Annotated in this window: 14 protein-coding genes and 2 tRNA genes; 4 read left to right on the top strand and 12 right to left on the bottom strand. The window is 37.7% G+C overall.

The window, feature by feature from the left end; all coding sequences use genetic code 11:
• Positions 1-110: 110 nt before the first annotated feature.
• Positions 111-1,955, bottom strand: a complete 1,845-nt coding sequence (asnB, locus tag ABE099_RS13845; protein WP_430031700.1) for an asparagine synthase (glutamine-hydrolyzing) — start codon at positions 1,953-1,955, stop codon at positions 111-113.
• Between the two features lie 220 nt (positions 1,956-2,175).
• Between asnB and ABE099_RS13840 the strand changes: the two genes are divergently transcribed.
• Positions 2,176-2,249, top strand: a tRNA-Arg gene (locus ABE099_RS13840).
• 223 nt (positions 2,250-2,472) lie between these two features.
• Here ABE099_RS13840 and ABE099_RS13835 read toward each other — a convergent pair.
• On the bottom strand, positions 2,473-3,564 hold the full coding sequence (locus ABE099_RS13835) for a hypothetical protein (RefSeq protein ID WP_430031699.1): 1,092 nt from the start codon (positions 3,562-3,564) through the stop codon (positions 2,473-2,475).
• A 179-nt stretch (positions 3,565-3,743) separates the two neighbouring features.
• Here ABE099_RS13835 and ABE099_RS13830 point away from each other — a divergent pair, with 179 nt between their 5' ends.
• Entirely contained in the window at positions 3,744-4,196 is a 453-nt protein-coding gene (locus ABE099_RS13830; RefSeq protein WP_430031697.1) for a hypothetical protein, read from the top strand.
• An 87-nt stretch (positions 4,197-4,283) separates the two neighbouring features.
• Here the strand turns inward: ABE099_RS13830 and ABE099_RS13825 are convergent, their stop codons facing one another.
• Together ABE099_RS13825 and ABE099_RS13820 are read right to left on the bottom strand one after the other, a co-directional pair.
• Positions 4,284-5,978 carry a M3 family oligoendopeptidase gene (locus ABE099_RS13825; protein WP_430031695.1) on the bottom strand — a complete coding sequence of 565 codons (1,695 nt, stop codon included), beginning with the start codon at positions 5,976-5,978 and terminating at the stop codon, positions 4,284-4,286.
• 177 nt (positions 5,979-6,155) lie between these two features.
• A complete protein-coding gene (locus ABE099_RS13820) occupies positions 6,156-6,464 on the bottom strand; it encodes a LysM peptidoglycan-binding domain-containing protein (protein WP_430031693.1) in 309 nt (102 codons plus the stop codon).
• 178 nt (positions 6,465-6,642) lie between these two features.
• On the opposite strand from ABE099_RS13820, the gene ABE099_RS13815 reads away from it, so the two are divergent.
• A complete protein-coding gene (locus ABE099_RS13815) occupies positions 6,643-7,533 on the top strand; it encodes a hypothetical protein (RefSeq protein ID WP_430031691.1) in 891 nt (296 codons plus the stop codon).
• A gap of 98 nt (positions 7,534-7,631) precedes the next feature.
• Here the strand turns inward: ABE099_RS13815 and ABE099_RS13810 are convergent, their stop codons facing one another.
• Together ABE099_RS13810 and ABE099_RS13805 are read right to left on the bottom strand one after the other, a co-directional pair.
• Positions 7,632-9,350 (bottom strand): proline--tRNA ligase, encoded by a 1,719-nt coding sequence (locus ABE099_RS13810; protein ID WP_430031690.1) that lies wholly within the window; start codon positions 9,348-9,350, stop codon positions 7,632-7,634.
• A gap of 323 nt (positions 9,351-9,673) precedes the next feature.
• Positions 9,674-10,051 (bottom strand): PilZ domain-containing protein, encoded by a 378-nt coding sequence (locus tag ABE099_RS13805; RefSeq protein WP_430031688.1) that lies wholly within the window; start codon positions 10,049-10,051, stop codon positions 9,674-9,676.
• A 278-nt stretch (positions 10,052-10,329) separates the two neighbouring features.
• Here ABE099_RS13805 and ABE099_RS13800 point away from each other — a divergent pair, with 278 nt between their 5' ends.
• Positions 10,330-11,268, top strand: coding sequence for an L-lactate dehydrogenase (locus ABE099_RS13800; protein ID WP_430031687.1), 939 nt, complete (start codon positions 10,330-10,332; stop codon positions 11,266-11,268).
• A 9-nt stretch (positions 11,269-11,277) separates the two neighbouring features.
• On the opposite strand, the gene ABE099_RS13795 is transcribed toward ABE099_RS13800, so the two are convergent.
• The 6 genes from ABE099_RS13795 to ABE099_RS13770 all read right to left on the bottom strand — a co-directional run bounded on the left by ABE099_RS13795 (position 11,278) and on the right by ABE099_RS13770 (position 15,268).
• The gene (locus tag ABE099_RS13795) at positions 11,278-11,994 is read right to left on the bottom strand and encodes an ABC transporter permease (protein WP_430031685.1); all 717 of its coding nucleotides are present in this window, start codon (positions 11,992-11,994) and stop codon (positions 11,278-11,280) included.
• Between the two features lie 18 nt (positions 11,995-12,012).
• Positions 12,013-12,765, bottom strand: coding sequence for an ABC transporter ATP-binding protein (locus ABE099_RS13790; RefSeq protein WP_430031683.1), 753 nt, complete (start codon positions 12,763-12,765; stop codon positions 12,013-12,015).
• 96 nt (positions 12,766-12,861) lie between these two features.
• Positions 12,862-13,392, bottom strand: a complete 531-nt coding sequence (locus tag ABE099_RS13785; protein WP_430031681.1) for a PadR family transcriptional regulator — start codon at positions 13,390-13,392, stop codon at positions 12,862-12,864.
• A 163-nt stretch (positions 13,393-13,555) separates the two neighbouring features.
• On the bottom strand, positions 13,556-14,242 hold the full coding sequence (locus tag ABE099_RS13780; protein ID WP_430031679.1) for a hypothetical protein: 687 nt from the start codon (positions 14,240-14,242) through the stop codon (positions 13,556-13,558).
• 259 nt (positions 14,243-14,501) lie between these two features.
• On the bottom strand, positions 14,502-14,852 hold the full coding sequence (locus tag ABE099_RS13775; protein WP_430031677.1) for a VOC family protein: 351 nt from the start codon (positions 14,850-14,852) through the stop codon (positions 14,502-14,504).
• Between the two features lie 342 nt (positions 14,853-15,194).
• Positions 15,195-15,268: transfer RNA gene (locus ABE099_RS13770), tRNA-Arg, on the bottom strand.
• Between the last annotated feature and the right edge of the window lie 64 nt (positions 15,269-15,332).

The raw sequence follows: 15,332 nt of genomic DNA, 5'->3' as shown, positions 1-15,332 counted from the left end.
GCCTGCAAGAACGCTCTGGAGCGTAGCTATCGGCCTAATTTAAACGGGAAAAACTGCCTTGCACCTATATGCCGAGGCAGTTTTTAAAATAGGATTGAATTTAAGCTTACTTATTTTATCGTAACATGATACGTTTTTAGCCATTGATTCACTTGTGTTAAATAAGCAAATAACTGAGGGCCAGACATTAATTGTCCAAACCATGGTAAAAGAGAAGTGCTATCAGATGAAGTGGCTAACGTCTTAATCTTAGCTACATCTATAAGAGGTAAAATAGGTGAGGAAGGTTCCTCAAGTACTTGTAGTAGCTGTCCTTTTACTGCCTCTAAATAAGCGGGATTGTGTGTTTTTGGATAAGGACTTTTTTTGCGATACAATACATCCTCTGGTAAAATCCCTTCTAAAGCAAGACGTAAAATACCTTTTTCACGATCCCCAGTTGCTTTAATGTGCCAAGGAATATTCCATACATATTGCACTAAGCGATGATCACAGAAAGGAACCCGTACCTCAAGCCCCGCCGCCATGCTCATGCGATCCTTCCGATCCAGCAATGTGGGCATAAAACGTGTAATGTTAATATATGACATGTTTCGTATCAGTATTTCATCCTCATTTTCCCCTTCAAGTTTTGGCACTTCACTTATCGCTTCTTCATAACGTTGCTTCATATATTGCTTTGGTGCTAAATAGTCAGCAATGTCTGGACTAAGCAAGCTAGCTCGGAAGTCACCTGCTACTGCCCATGGGAATGTTCCAGCATTCAGTAATTCCTCACGGTGAAACCAAGGATAGCCGCCAAAAACCTCATCTGCTGCCTCCCCCGATATCGCTACCGTTGCGTGTTTTTTAATTTCCTTACAAAAGAGGAGGAGGGAAGCATCCACATCTGCCATGCCTGGTAAATCACGTGCTAGTGTAGCCGGTGCTAAAGCATCTACAAGCTCAGGGGTATCAAATGAAATGTTATGGTGTGCGGTTCCAAGCTCTGCAACCATTCTTTTAATCCAAGGTGCATCGGCACCAGGCTGATAGCTATGCGCAGTAAAAAATTTATCATTGTCAACGTAATCTACGGAAAAGGTGTGTACTTGACCTTGCCCTGTACGTTTATAGTAATCTACAGCAAGTGCAGTTAATGCACTAGAATCTAATCCACCAGATAACAGAGTACAGACAGGCACATCTGAAATAAGCTGCCGATCCATCGTGTCTTGAAGCAATGATCGAATGTTGGACGCTGTCTCTGGGATAGAATCACTGTGTGGAAGGGCTTCAAGCCGCCAATAGCAAGTAATACGTAAACCATCTCGATTCCAAATCATTGTATGTCCTGGCTTTAACTCATGAATTTGTTCAAACACACCGTGTCCAGGTGTACGTGCGGGTCCTAGCAGCATAATTTCTGCTAACCCTTCGCGCTGAATGACTGGTTTCACCTTCGGATGCTGAAGCACTGATTTTAACTCGGAGCCAAAAATAAGTGTACCTTCGATTTCGCTATAAAAGAGTGGCTTTACCCCTAACCGATCTCTAGCAAAAAATACATGCTCTCGCACACTATCCCAAATTGCAAACGCAAAAATTCCATTTAGCTTACTAACACATTCAGGACCCCATTCCATATAAGCTTGAAGAAGTACTTCTGTGTCACAGGTTGTTTTGAACTGACGTCCACGTTCAATTAAAGCCTGCTTCAGCTCAGGCGCATTATAAATTTCACCGTTATAAACGATGGCAAAGGTCGTATCCTCCTCCTGAATAATCATCGGTTGAGCACCATTTTCAGGGTCCATAACACTTAATCTACGATGTCCAAAAGCACAAGGGAGATGAATCCATGTCCCAGCGGCATCTGGGCCACGTGGTGCTAAGCAAGCAGTCATATTTTCAAGTACTTGGGTATCTTGAAGTAGATCATTATTCCAATCTATAAAACCTGTAATTCCACACATGTAGGTTTTCTCCTCTCTGTTACACACTAATCTCTTATTGCAAAACACTGCCCTAAACGTAATAACAGATTATGCGATGGGAGAGAAAGGGATGTTTGAAGAATGTGATTAAAAGTTTGCATAGATAGGCACAACCATGCCCATACCAAAATAATCCTTTCAATATGTAAAGGAATAAGGTATAATAAAAAACGCGTTCTTTTTTATTACATATGACCATGTCCCAGTAGCTCAGCTGGATAGAGCAACGGCCTTCTAAGCCGTCGGTCAGGGGTTCGAATCCCTTCTGGGACGTAAAAAGACTCTCCGTTAGGAGGGTCTTTTCGTATTCCAGAAGGGATGACGAACCCCCTCGTTCGTCGGAGCATAAATGCCAAACGTAGTGGCAGAAGGAGCGGAGTCTCGCACCGGAGTGCGAGTATCCCTTCTGGGACGTAAAAAGACTCTCCATTAGGAGAGTCTTTTCGTATTCTAGAAGGTGATGATGAACCCCCTTGTTCGTCGGAGTCGCCTCTATTTAACTTTGAGCTAAATAATAGCTACGATTCTCTTCGTTGAAATAAGCAATAATATGCTCATATTGTGTAAGATCAATCTGATGTATCCACAAAATCCTCTGCATAAAAATGGTATCCCCAAACATTTTATTTACAATTTTCCCGCACCATGAAGGTTCATTTTGTAACGACTTTACCATCTCTTCACATGCCTCAAGCTCAAAATAAAATATGTAACAAACGATATTCTGAAGCAACACATCAAAGCAATATTGAGCATAAGGTGAAGCATCATTCCTCTGAAAAAATGACCTAATGATAGACCAAAGCTGATCCTTAGTACTGTGATACATGTCTAACATCAAATTCACATCATTAATCAGAGCAAGTATATCCTCTAATCCATCATCATGAGGTAAATAGAGTGGGTCTGATTTCCCCTCAATAGCTTGAAGCAAAGCGAGACTGAGATTTTTACTTGCCTCAATTTCACCTTTAGAAATGCCGATTTTTTCATTGTATTGAAGGAGGTTATTTTTATAATATTCATGATACTCTGTAAAATAAGATTTTAAAGAAACTGCTGATTTCGTATGCACCAGATTAGACCCGTCCAACCCTTCAAAGGAGCAGGAATACAACGTTTCCTCATTAACAGGGTGTGCGTACAAATAAAAAAACCAGAAGAAATCCCTTAATTGCTGTTGTTGCTCCATTGATAAAGCAGTTATTTTAGTAACTTGGGTAAGCTGTAAAAATGCAAAGTTTTTCATAAAATCATTCATCTTGTTATATCCATTAATATTACTAATAGTTGTAGTGCTGTTTATCGTAAATAACAAATAAAATAAAGTTTGCTCATCATAAACATCAAGCTGATTAAAGACGTTAGCAAGCACAGGCTTTAAGTGGGGATTTTTGCTGTAATTTGGATCGGGAGGCTGTAAAGGATAAGTCCAGTTTATAAAGGTTTCTTCGGGATATTTTTTGAAAAATAAAACAGTTTCTCCGTCCTCTAATTCACCGAACTCAAAATCGGTTAAAGGTACTTGCTCTATCCCTCTATGAAATTTCAAATTAATATACTCATTGTAAAATGGTTGAAGCTTCACATCGTTCCCTCCATATAACTATAATAAGATAGTTTAGTTTGAAAATAGAGAAATGTCTTTAATTGGGTTGTAATTGGTACTTTGGGCTGATAGATTCTACGTTTTTTAAATCGTTATACTAGATTAGTCTGTTTTTATGTATCAGAAATGAGAAAAATGAAATAGGGAGTTGGGAATGGTTGGAGAATACAATTAATATTATTGCAGGCGTGATTGGCGTTTATTTTTTAATCGGAATGATGATGTTTTTTAATTATTTATATTTCAAAAAAGGAAGTCTAAAGAAGTCAATTCTACATATTTTTATCTCTGTTGCCTTATTATCTGGACTTGTGTTTGTATACATGAACCAAAACAAATTTGTAGATTCCACGCCAGTGACTCCTGGGACATTTACGGTGGAGATGAAGGAGACACTAGATACGAAAAAACCTCATGAGTTAGAGCTCAATGATGTAGGGCAAATTGCTATGTTATCCTACTATAAGTGGGACAAGGAAAATGAAGCTTATTTAGACAAGGTAAAAGATTACTATATTTATTATCATATGAATGTAGGTAAAGGGAAAACAAAACAAGAGCTTGCTAAGGAATTTGACCAAGCACGAGTAGCTGCTAATATGGCAAAATAATCGGTTTCTGAACAAAAAAACAAACTAAAAATCAAACTAAAAAAACGTGGAGACTTTTAAAGGTTCCACGTTTCAATATATATAAGCTTATAAAGCTTGATCATCTATTCCATTTAGCCAATTCGTAATATCCTTAATCACGTTATGAATTGTACCATCCTCAAATGGGGATTGTAGGCCTGCAAGCTCGACAAGCTTCAAGAAAGACAAGCTACCACCAGCTTTACATAAATTGTAATAGTCTTGCCACGCTTGCTCGAAGTTTTCCTTTGTTTTTTTCCAAAATTGGAGTGCACATAATTGCGCTAAAGTGTAATCAATGTAATAAAATGGTGTAGTGTAAATATGGCTTTGCTTTTGCCAGAAAGCACCCTGTTCAAGATAAGTTAGTCCATCATAGTCACGATGAGGCAAATATTTTTGCTCTAGTTCACGCCAATATTGCTTGCGCTCTGCTGGAGTAGCTTCTGGATGGCTATAAACAACATGCTGAAACTCATCAACCAACACACCATAAGGAATAAATTCAAGTGCACCTGCTAGGTGACTGAAACGGTATTTATCCGCATCCTCCTCAAAAAACAGCTCCATCCAAGGCCATGCAAAAAACTCCATACTCATCGAATGAATTTCCGCAGCATCTGAGGTTGGAAATGCATATTCAGGTACAGGCAATGAAACGGTTTGATACACTTGAAAGGCATGACCCACCTCATGGGTTAATACATCAACATCCTCGTACGTTCCATTAAAATTAGAAAAAATAAACGGCACTTTTTGTTTAAACAAGTATGTACAATAGCCGCCAGCTTGCTTACCCTTTTTACTAACTAAGTCCATTAATTCATTTTGCTGCATGAAGCTGAAAAACTCGTCTGTTTCAGGTGACATTTCTTTATACATTTTTGCTCCATTTGCAATAATTTGCTCTGGTGTTCCTTTTGGAGTTGCATTCCCTGTTGTATATTTAAAGTCATCATCATAATATTTTAGTGTGTCCATTTGCAGACGTTTTGCTTGACGTTTTTTCAAGCTTTGGCATACAGGGACAATTTCCTCGACGACCTGTTTTCGGAAATTAGCAACCATCTCCGCGTTATAATCTGTTCTTAGCATTCGATCATAACCTAACTCTACAAAGCTAGGATAACCAAGCTTGTGTGCAATACGTGTACGTACCCCCACTAGCTCATCATAAATACGATCTAGCTCATCCTCGTGTTGTGCCATGAAATGAAATCTGGCTTCAGAAGCCCGCTTACGCATGTCGCGATCCGTAGACAACTGGAATGGGGTGAGCTGAGATAAAGTTCGCTCTTCACCTTCAAATGGAATTTTTGCCGAAGCAATAAGCTGAGAATATTGTGTGCAAAGTTTATTTTCAAGCTGTAAATCCTCAATAATTTCAGGACTAAAGGTACGAAGCATCTTCTCAGCGATGTTAAAAAATTGTTTGCCCCAAGCTTCCTCAAGACCTTGTCTAAATGGTGAATCCACCATCACCTTATAAAATTTTGAGAAATACTCTTGAATGATGGGATCATTTTCATCCATATAATCTTTTTCAGCCTTATAAAACTCATCCTCTGTGTTGATGGAATGGCGTATGCTAACGAGCGTTTGCGCATTATTAAATTCTATACGTAGCTCATTAAGGTCTTCAGCTACCTTTTTTTGTTTTTCAAATGTGTCTGCCTGATCCATCTCTTTAAATAAGGTGTTGAATTTTTCCTTTAGTAGCTCGACATTTGGACGTTCATAAGCATATTCACTGAATTTCATGGAATCATCCTCCGGTAATTATTCTTTAGTGTAATAAAATAAATAGTACATCTTGAAGTGGTAGCTTGTCCAATTATAGATAATAAAAAAAGGAGGTCATAGGTTATGTACCTTTGATCTCCTTAAATTCCTTAGTTAAATTCTTGTCTTCCTGCTTAAATCTTGCCTAATTCATCATTAGCTTGGAATCTTTAGTACCATGCCAGGGAAAATGACATTAGGGTTTTTAATGTTGTTTAACTGAGCAATAGCTTGCCATGTTGTGCCATATTGCGCAGCAATACTACTTAATGTTTCACCTTGTTGTACTACATGTTGTTGCATTGGTGTTGGCATTGGTGTGGACATAGGGATTGTTAAAACCTGACCTACATAAATGGTGTAGGGCGTAGTAATGCCATTAGCTCTGGCAATTTCCATCCAATTCACATTATAGTATTGACCAATTGAATATAAGGACTCTCCAGGTCGAACTGTGTGTGTCATATTACTATTTCCTCCTTAGAAATGGTTAGGTATGTGTCTACATAACAATGTATGCATGTGGCAAAAGGAGGTTACAGTTTTATACAGTAAATTTTATGTTTGATAATCTAATTGACAATGATAATTATTATCAATTAAGATAGACATACTAATCGTGGAAAGATAGGATGGGGATAAAATGAATGACTCAAGAAATCGAGACGGATCTGGTTCTGAAATATTGAATTTTTCCTCTATTAAATTAATTAATAATCATACACTTGTAGCTGCCCCATTAGGTAGAGGTTTAGTAAAACGTACGTTTCACTCAGACTGGGAGCCTATGATGGAGGGGTTGCCAGAAGGAACTTTGATTAACCGTCTTCATGTGGAGCGTGATCAATTATTTGCTTCTACTAATGAAGGCTTATATATGTGGAAAAATGGGGAATGGGTATTTAATGGTTTAGTATTAGACTGTCATCAATTTCGAATACGAGAAGGAGGGATGTTGGCAGCAACCTCGTGTGGATTGTGGCGTTTAGATTTAGCTGAGGATGCCTATTCACAAGATGATATGTTAGCTGGACAACATTCATCTATACATGGAGTTGAGGGGCAGGGGCATCAAGGGAACTGGGAAATGATTATTCGTACCTCTTCCGTCTTGTACGATTTTTTATTTTTACGAAAATATATAGTAATGGCGCTTGGCCAAGGCTTGTCCTTATACAATCGTTATACACGCAGATGGTTGGATTGTGATTTTGGTTATGCAGTGACTAGTGTTGCAACGAGCAAAAATCATGTACTTGGAGCAACCGATAAAGGTGAACTCGTAGTTGTTGATTTGGAAGGAAACTGCGATCGGTTTATTTTTGATAATATTTTTATTTTTGCGATCGTTCCATCTGGGGATCAATTGTATGTGTGTACAGATCGTGGTTTATATAAAATTGTGTATTGGGGTGGGAAAATACCAAACTTGGTATCCGTTTCGTTAGGCTCCCATGTAACAGATATTGATTATGATGGGGAAAATTTATATATGGCAACTTTATTTGAAGGTGTTAAAATAATAGAAAGATAACAAAAAGGAAGTCATCAGCATCTATATACCTAGGTGAGGATTACTTCCTTTTTTTCTGTATAAGTTTATTTACTTTGTTAATTGATCTGTTACTATAACTACGATTTTTTTAATAAGCTTGTAGCATAATCTATTGCCTGAGCTAATGGAATATTGTTTTTAACATGGTCTCTTCGGTCTCTGATCTCAACATATGCAACTTCATTTGTAATTCCTTTACCAACAATAACTTGCACAGGAATACCAATTAGGTCTGCATCCTTAAATTTAATGCCTGCACGTTCATCTCGATCGTCGAATAACGTTTCAATCCCTCTGACCTGTAGCTGGTTATAAAGCTGATCGGCCACTTTCATCTGTGCTTCATCTTTAATAGAAATAGGGATGATATGAATTTGAAATGGAGCGATAGCAGCGGGCCAAATGATACCATGCTCATCATGTGCTTGTTCAACAATCGCAGCGATTAGTCGAGATACACCAATGCCGTAACACCCCATAATAAGATGCTTCCTCTGTCCCTCTGTATCCAAAACAGTTGCGTCAAAAGCCTTACTGTATTTATCGCCTAATTTAAAAATGTGTCCAATTTCAATACCACGCTCTAACCTTAATTTGCTGTTGGAATGTGGGCTAAGGTCTCCCTGTACAACATTACGAAAATCTCCAACTTGCTGAACAACAAAGTCTATACCTGGCTTAACATAACGAAGATGGTAATCACATTCATTTGCACCCGTGATTGCATACTTCATTGTCATAATTTCTTGATCAACTAATAGCGGGATGCTTAAACCAACTGGACCTGCAAAGCCTATAGGTGTACCAGTAGCCTCCTGTACGATGTTTTCATCTGCCAGTAGCAATGAAGTGCAGCGAAGTGAATTTTGTACCTTGATCTCATTTACCTCTCGATCGCCACGAATTAGCACAGCAATAGGCTTACCATCTGCAACGTAAATTAACGTTTTAATAAAGCTAGCGGCAGATTCATTTAGAGCTTCGGTTAGTTGTGCAATAGAGTGTAGGGAAGGAGTATGGAACTTTTCAATGCTTTGATTAGGGTCATGTATTGGTGGTTTGTGCCCAGATACAAGCCTTACCTCTGCCTTTTCTATATTGGATGCAAATGTACCATCCTCACTTATAGCAATGATATCCTCTCCAACTGGAGATAATGCCATAAATTCATGCGAACCACCTTCCCCACCCATTGCCCCAGCGTCTGCCTCCACGCTACGAAAATCTAAACCACAGCGATTAAAAATGTTATTATAGGCTTGATGGATTTGCTCATAAAATGTATTTAAGCTATCCCATTCTGTGTGGAAGGAATAAGCATCCATCATGATAAATTCACGTCCACGTAGAAGACCTGAACGAGGTCTTTTTTCATCTCTATATTTATTACCAATTTGATATAACGTAAAGGGGAACTGACGATATGAGCTAAATTCATTTTGGATTAAAGTAGTTATCACTTCTTCATGTGTTGGACCTAATGTGAAATCACGCTCATGTCGATCTTTAAAGTTGATTAAATCTGGACCATAAACAGAATATCTACCAGAGATGTGGAATAGGTCTGTAGGTTGCATTAAAGGCATAAGTGTTTGTTGTGCACCTACGTTATCTAACTCTTGGGTTATAATCGTAATAATGTTGTTTAAAACTCGATAACCTAGAGGGAGGTAACTATAAACCCCTGCTGCTAGCCCTCTAATGAAGCCCGCTCTAAGTAAAAGTTGGTGACTTGCTGTCTCAGCTTCTGTCGGATTCTCTCTTAAGGTTGGCATAACAAAATGGCGTTGCTTCAATTTAGATTCCTCCTAAAGTTCCTTATTTAATTTTCTAAAGGCTGAAAATAAAAACAAAAAGACACATTCGTCAAGGGACGAATGTGTCGTGGTACCACCCTCATTTGTTCTTAAAGTTGATAACGGAACGAACCGGTGACCATTCAATGTCACTGCTAACTAAGTAGGACACTTTTGCTTCCAATGTGAAGCCTTTCAGCCAAGGGCTTCTTCTCTGAGCATGGGGATACAAAATGTATGGCTTAGCGTTATAATACATTTTTCCTAATATAGTTGTGTAAGATTATAGCGTAATTTCAAGAAATGTCCATACCCCATTATATTTACAACACAACAATTTTACGTTCAGCCGCCAATTTTCGTAACTCAATCTGGAATTTCTCCTGAAGTTCCTCAGAAATTAAAAATTCAATTCCATAACTTAATACTTGATCATCTAAAGCTTTTTGCCATTTTATTTCTCCTTCAAATATGTAGGGGGTATCATTAAATCCAATATGTATGTTGACCAAAATTTGATAAAGGTTAGCTTTCAAATCCAAGGAAGAATGAATACGACAGCCTGCTTTATTTATATCGATCATACTTACGTCTGCGGGTTTACTAGACACGGCTGCACCATTGATACCTATTATTTGAAGCTTGCAAGGCACAGGAGGTGTCATAGAATAGCGAAAAGGTACTTTTCGTTTTGTTGTCACGTGAATGACCTCCAAGATGTAGTAAAAAATTCAAGTTATATTTATCATCGTCAGGTAGCTTTAAAATCATAAATAATTTTAAGTATATAAATTTAATGTTATATAATCTAACATTGATTATTGTTTATTGATTTTTTTATTGCTTTTATAGATTGAAAATGATAAAAATAAATATGGAATTACAAGTCAATGACATAATACCTAACATATACTTATAATAAAGAGACATTAAATGGATGGGCTAAGTTCATGATTGAAAAATGGAAGGTGGAGATAACATGGGGAAAACGACGAGAAAGGTTGCCATTGTTGGTGCGGGAATTGTTGGTGCAGGTTGTGCCTATGCGATGATTAATCAAGCCATTTGTGATGAAATTATGATGATTGATCGTACGTATGAACGAGCTGTTGCACAAGCATTAGATTTGTCTCATTGCATGGATTTTACCTCTACTAGAACTAAAGTTTCCGCAGGTCGCCTAGAAGATTGCCGCGATATGGATGTTGTCATTATTACGGCTGGCGCCAACCCCAAACCAGGTCAGACACGTATGGACTTGCTGGAGGATGCAAGAATCATTACAGAAGATCTAGTTCGAAAAATAATGTCAGGTGGTTTTGATGGAATATTTGTAGTCGCCTCTAATCCCGTGGATGTTGTAACTTATATCGTGAGAGAGATATCTGGTTTTCCTCGACATCGTGTTATCGGTACGGGGACTTCTATTGATACGTCGCGCTTAAAAACGTTGTTATCTGAACTGTTTTCGATTGATCCCCGTAGTGTGCATGGCTATGCGCTCGGAGAACATGGTGAATCGCAGTTTGTTGCTTGGTCTCATGTGACGATTGGTGGAAAACCACTTTTGCATATATTGGAACAACATAAAGATCGATTTAGTCATGTGAACTTAGACGAGATTGCACAAAAAACAAAGGATGCAGGCTGGGAGATTTTTACGAAAAAAGGGAATACCCAATTTGGTATTGGGAATGCCCTTGCTTATATTACACGTTCCATCTTAAATGATGAGCATCGTATCATTGCGGTATCGGCAATTTTAGATGGGGAATATGGGTGGAACAATGTGTGTGTAGGTGTGCCAGCAATTATTGGTGAAGGTGGCATTAAAGAAATTATTGAACTACATCTAAGCGAAGAAGAAAAAATGAAGTTATCGCAATCCTGTAAAGTGATTCAGAAAGGTATCGCCTAACTGAATGAACTAACTTTCTCTATATTTAAATGTAGTAATTGCAAGGACTAAGGCAACAACACAGCAGAGGCACAACAATAACAAGCTTGTTAAGTATGGTTGCCAATCTAACGATAACGAACTTCGTAAGCCATTTACAAACCATTGGAATGGATTGTAGTGGCTTATTTTTTGTATCCATAATGGAGCATTACTTAAGGAATAAAATGCGCTACTACAAAGCATAAGGGGGAGTGTTAAAATATTTGTAATTATGCTAATATTCCCCTCAGTTTTACTAATCGCTGAAATACAAAAACTGAAAAATACATACCCAATTGCACCAATTATCATCATTGGAACAAGCATAAGAATAGAAAGGAAAGATAATTCGATTCCAAGCCAATACACGCCAGTCGCAACTAACATTAGGCCACAAGCTACTGAAATGAGTGTCCAAGCACTTGAGATACTGAAAATATAGCTAAATAAAGTCATTGGAGTTACACGAAGTAAATTGTAAACCCCTCTACGGCGATGTCCTAATACGGTATAGGAAGTGGTCATTAAACAATAAAATAAAATGCTGACTGCCATCATGCCTGTTAAAATTACCTGAGTGTAAGCAGGTGTTTGAATATATAGCGATAAGCCAGCTGTACCACCAATAGGTAATAAAATAGACCAAAACAATAAATATGGATCACGAAGTGCTGATTTTAAAGTAAGCTTAAATACTGTGTTCATGTCATTACCTCCTCAAATTTAATAGCTTTTTGCAGTTTGGTTGTCATGATTAAAGCTTGGTTCTGTTAATTGAAGATATAACTCTTCTAAATGATCCACATTGAACTGCTCAACTAACACATGAGGTTCCCCTTCTGCCACAATTCTCCCCTCGTGAATGAAAATGATTCGATCTGCAATACGTGCTACCTCCTCCATATCATGAGAGGAAAATATAACAGTACTTTGATTTGCTGCTAAATCCCTAATTAAAGCTCTAATCTCATGGCGCGCTCTTGGATCAAGTCCTGCGGCGGGTTCATCCAATACAATCAACTCTGGATTGTGCAAGGTGGTAACGGCAATCGCAAGGCGTTTCTGTTGTCCACCTGATAATGCAATTGCAGGAGTTTTTCTGGCTTCTAGCAGATTACATACCTCTAGTTTGTTACGAATATCCTCTTTAGATAGCCTAACGTGATACAAAGCGGCAAATAACGCTAAATTTTCTTCTACAGTATATCCTTCAAAAAAAGGTGTGGATTGCAATTGTGTACCTACATATTTATGAAAATCCGCCCTCCAAGTCTTAATAGAACCAGAATCAGGTTGAAGCATGCCTAATAACATAGCCAGAGTTGTAGATTTTCCAGCACCGTTAGTACCAATTAAAGCAACGACTTCTCCCCTGGAAATTTTGAAGCTAATTCCTTTAACAACCTCACGCCCTTTGAAAGATTTGTGCAACTTATTTACTTGAATCAAATCCTTTGAATCAATTAACTCAATCATGTAAACACTCCTTTTTTATTTTATTCTAATTTGTATATTCAAATTTGAATATATGGTCATTTTTTTCTCCCTCTAAATCATTCGGAGGGAGAAAGGTTAATTTTCGGAGTCTAATAATTCAATTGCTTTTTGTATAAAGATTTGTTGCTGTGAGATCACATTAAGCATATGATCCATCATGAGTTGTACCATGGGCGGAACGTTATTGTTCGTCGCTCTGTTTTTAGCCTCTAAACCATACTTCATTGCTGATAGCTCTTGTTCTAAGGTGCTTCTATGGTTTTCTAAAGCTTGACGGCACTCATCCCGTGACAACTGCTGATAAAACGATAAAGCAGCATATAACGAAGAAGGATAAGCGACTTTACTTTCTGTGATGGTTTCAGAAACTAAACTTTTTAAATAGGCTCTACCTTGTTCTGTAATTTGATATATTGCTTTTTGGCGATGCCCTGTCTGTTCGATACTAGCAATCATAATATGACCTTCTTGCTCCATCTTTTTTAGCGCGTGATAGATAGAGCCGATTAGAACACCACTCCAGCGTTCAGCATCTGTCATTAGTAATGTCTGGCCAATATCGTAACCTGACATCGGTCCATGATCAAGAATTCCTAATACAAGCAATCGAGTCAGTGCATACTCACCTCCGAATACTCAACATTGAGTATGTTCTTGTAATGACATTATATTCAACTATTCATACATTTGCAATAGCTAACTTTATCAGCTTTTAATTAACAGATAAAAGAAAAAACAAGTACAAAGGGGTTAATCCTCATGTACTTGTTTAGGATTCAAAATAAATAACCATCGTTACAATGGCATTTTCATTATTTAATGCCTCTGCCTTAAACCCATGCTCAAACCATTCACTTGCGGATTTTGTTAAATATTTACCACTCCATGGATCATACATCGTATAAGAGTCATCAGGATTTTTATTTGTAATGACGTAGGAATGTGCTTTTCTTGATAATGAAAACGCATCTGCAATTACCCATTTATTGTTCGCAAGCTGTTCATCAATATATTTTTTTCTAATTGAACTGCTTTTGAATAAATTTCTTTGCCAATCTCCAAAAGAATTCACTTTTGCGCCAGTTAACGCTGATAAAGCGGTCATTTTATTATTGCCATTTCCACCTACATTATCATGTCCATTTTGTTGAATTTCTTTACTAGCAAACGTATGCACAATGTATTCCTGAACGGGGTCAACCGTGTATTTTTGAGTGGCTTCATCATAAGCTGAATATTGCTCTCGAATACCGTTTTGCTGATTGTGTGGCTTGTAGTCTGTTGGAAGCATGAATGGATGATAATTTAAAGCCACCATTTTTACCGCAGACGCCCAACACCACATTGACTTATTTTGTACCCATGGATCAGGGGAGGGAGCGGCATATGCTGTTGTATGTATAAGATTAGTAAGCATGATGAAGCCGAGCAGAAATGTAATAATTTTTTTAGTCATACTAGCCCTTCCTGAAAGAAAATTTTTTATAAAAGAATGATAGCTTGGTCGCAGCTAGTATTTACAGTTGATTTAAAATATATCCTAAAAATTATTGTTTTACTGCGATGTGTTTGATGGACCTAAGGAGTCTAACATAAATCCAAGCTCTCATCAAAAATTAGAAAAAACTCTCCTTTGGGGAGAGTTTTTTGTTCAGTTAGTAGAAAGGAAATAGTAATAAGAAAATAGTAATTTGGTGCAGTTATGTAACGTATACTTATTGTTTAGGGAAAGACCTAAAGGTAATTAAATTATGATCAGGATCTAAAAAACTCATGTTTTTCGCACCCCATGGTCTTAAAGTAGGAGGTTCAACAATCTCAACACCTAATACCTTTAATCTCTCACACTCAACATCAACATCTTCAACTGTAAATGCGATACAAATATTGTGGGGGTTACTTTTTCGCTCTTTCCCATCGTTATACACAGTTAAAGTTGTTTCCTCTGATATAATAAATTGATGAGCATGATCATCACTGCCGTTATCGATATCAAATAACGTTTTATAAAAATTTGCTAAACGAATGACATCACTTGTCAATAAGCATACTTCTCCTACCTTCATTTAATATCCTCCTAATTACTGTATATTTCAAAGCGCATGGAATGGTTAGTTTCCCTATTATAAAAATTACTTTTGAATGCATTATAACTCCAATTAACTATATAAAAAAAGACCCTATCCTCCCCATACAAAAGGCTGGTCTATTTGCATATCCCTTTTAAAATAGAAAAAACTCCCCTAAAAGGAGAGTCTGCTTTACGTCCCAGAAGGGATACTCGCACTCCGGTGCGAGACTCCGCTCCTTCTGCCACTGCGTTTGGCATTTATGCTCCGACGAACAAGGGGGTTCATTATCCCTTCTGGAATACGAAAAAAACCCTCCTAAAAGGAGAGTCTTCTTTACGTCCCAGAAGGGATTCGAACCCCTGACCGACGGCTTAGAAGGCCGTTGCTCTATCCAGCTGAGCTACTGGGACATATTAAAATCACGTTTTTTTCGCGCAAAATATACTATATCATATAGATGATACATATGCAAGA

It is taken from the genome of Paenibacillus turicensis, from assembly GCF_050461185.1.
GTDB lineage: Bacteria > Bacillota > Bacilli > Paenibacillales > Paenibacillaceae > Fontibacillus > Fontibacillus turicensis_A.
This window is presented reverse-complemented; position numbering and strand designations above follow the sequence as displayed.

Excerpts from the sequence above, each read along its gene's own strand:
- asnB (WP_430031700.1), bottom strand. The coding sequence starts at position 1,955 with ATGTGTGGAATTACAGGTTTTATAGATTGGAATAATGATCTACTTCAA.
- ABE099_RS13820 (WP_430031693.1), bottom strand. The coding sequence starts at position 6,464 with ATGACACACACAGTTCGACCTGGAGAGTCCTTATATTCAATTGGTCAA.
- ABE099_RS13775 (WP_430031677.1), bottom strand. The coding sequence starts at position 14,852 with ATGAAGGTAGGAGAAGTATGCTTATTGACAAGTGATGTCATTCGTTTA.
- ABE099_RS13795 (WP_430031685.1), bottom strand. The coding sequence starts at position 11,994 with ATGAACACAGTATTTAAGCTTACTTTAAAATCAGCACTTCGTGATCCA.
- ABE099_RS13780 (WP_430031679.1), bottom strand. The coding sequence starts at position 14,242 with ATGACTAAAAAAATTATTACATTTCTGCTCGGCTTCATCATGCTTACT.
- ABE099_RS13790 (WP_430031683.1), bottom strand. The coding sequence starts at position 12,765 with ATGATTGAGTTAATTGATTCAAAGGATTTGATTCAAGTAAATAAGTTG.
- ABE099_RS13800 (WP_430031687.1), top strand. The coding sequence starts at position 10,330 with ATGGGGAAAACGACGAGAAAGGTTGCCATTGTTGGTGCGGGAATTGTT.
- ABE099_RS13825 (WP_430031695.1), bottom strand. The coding sequence starts at position 5,978 with ATGAAATTCAGTGAATATGCTTATGAACGTCCAAATGTCGAGCTACTA.
- ABE099_RS13815 (WP_430031691.1), top strand. The coding sequence starts at position 6,643 with ATGAATGACTCAAGAAATCGAGACGGATCTGGTTCTGAAATATTGAAT.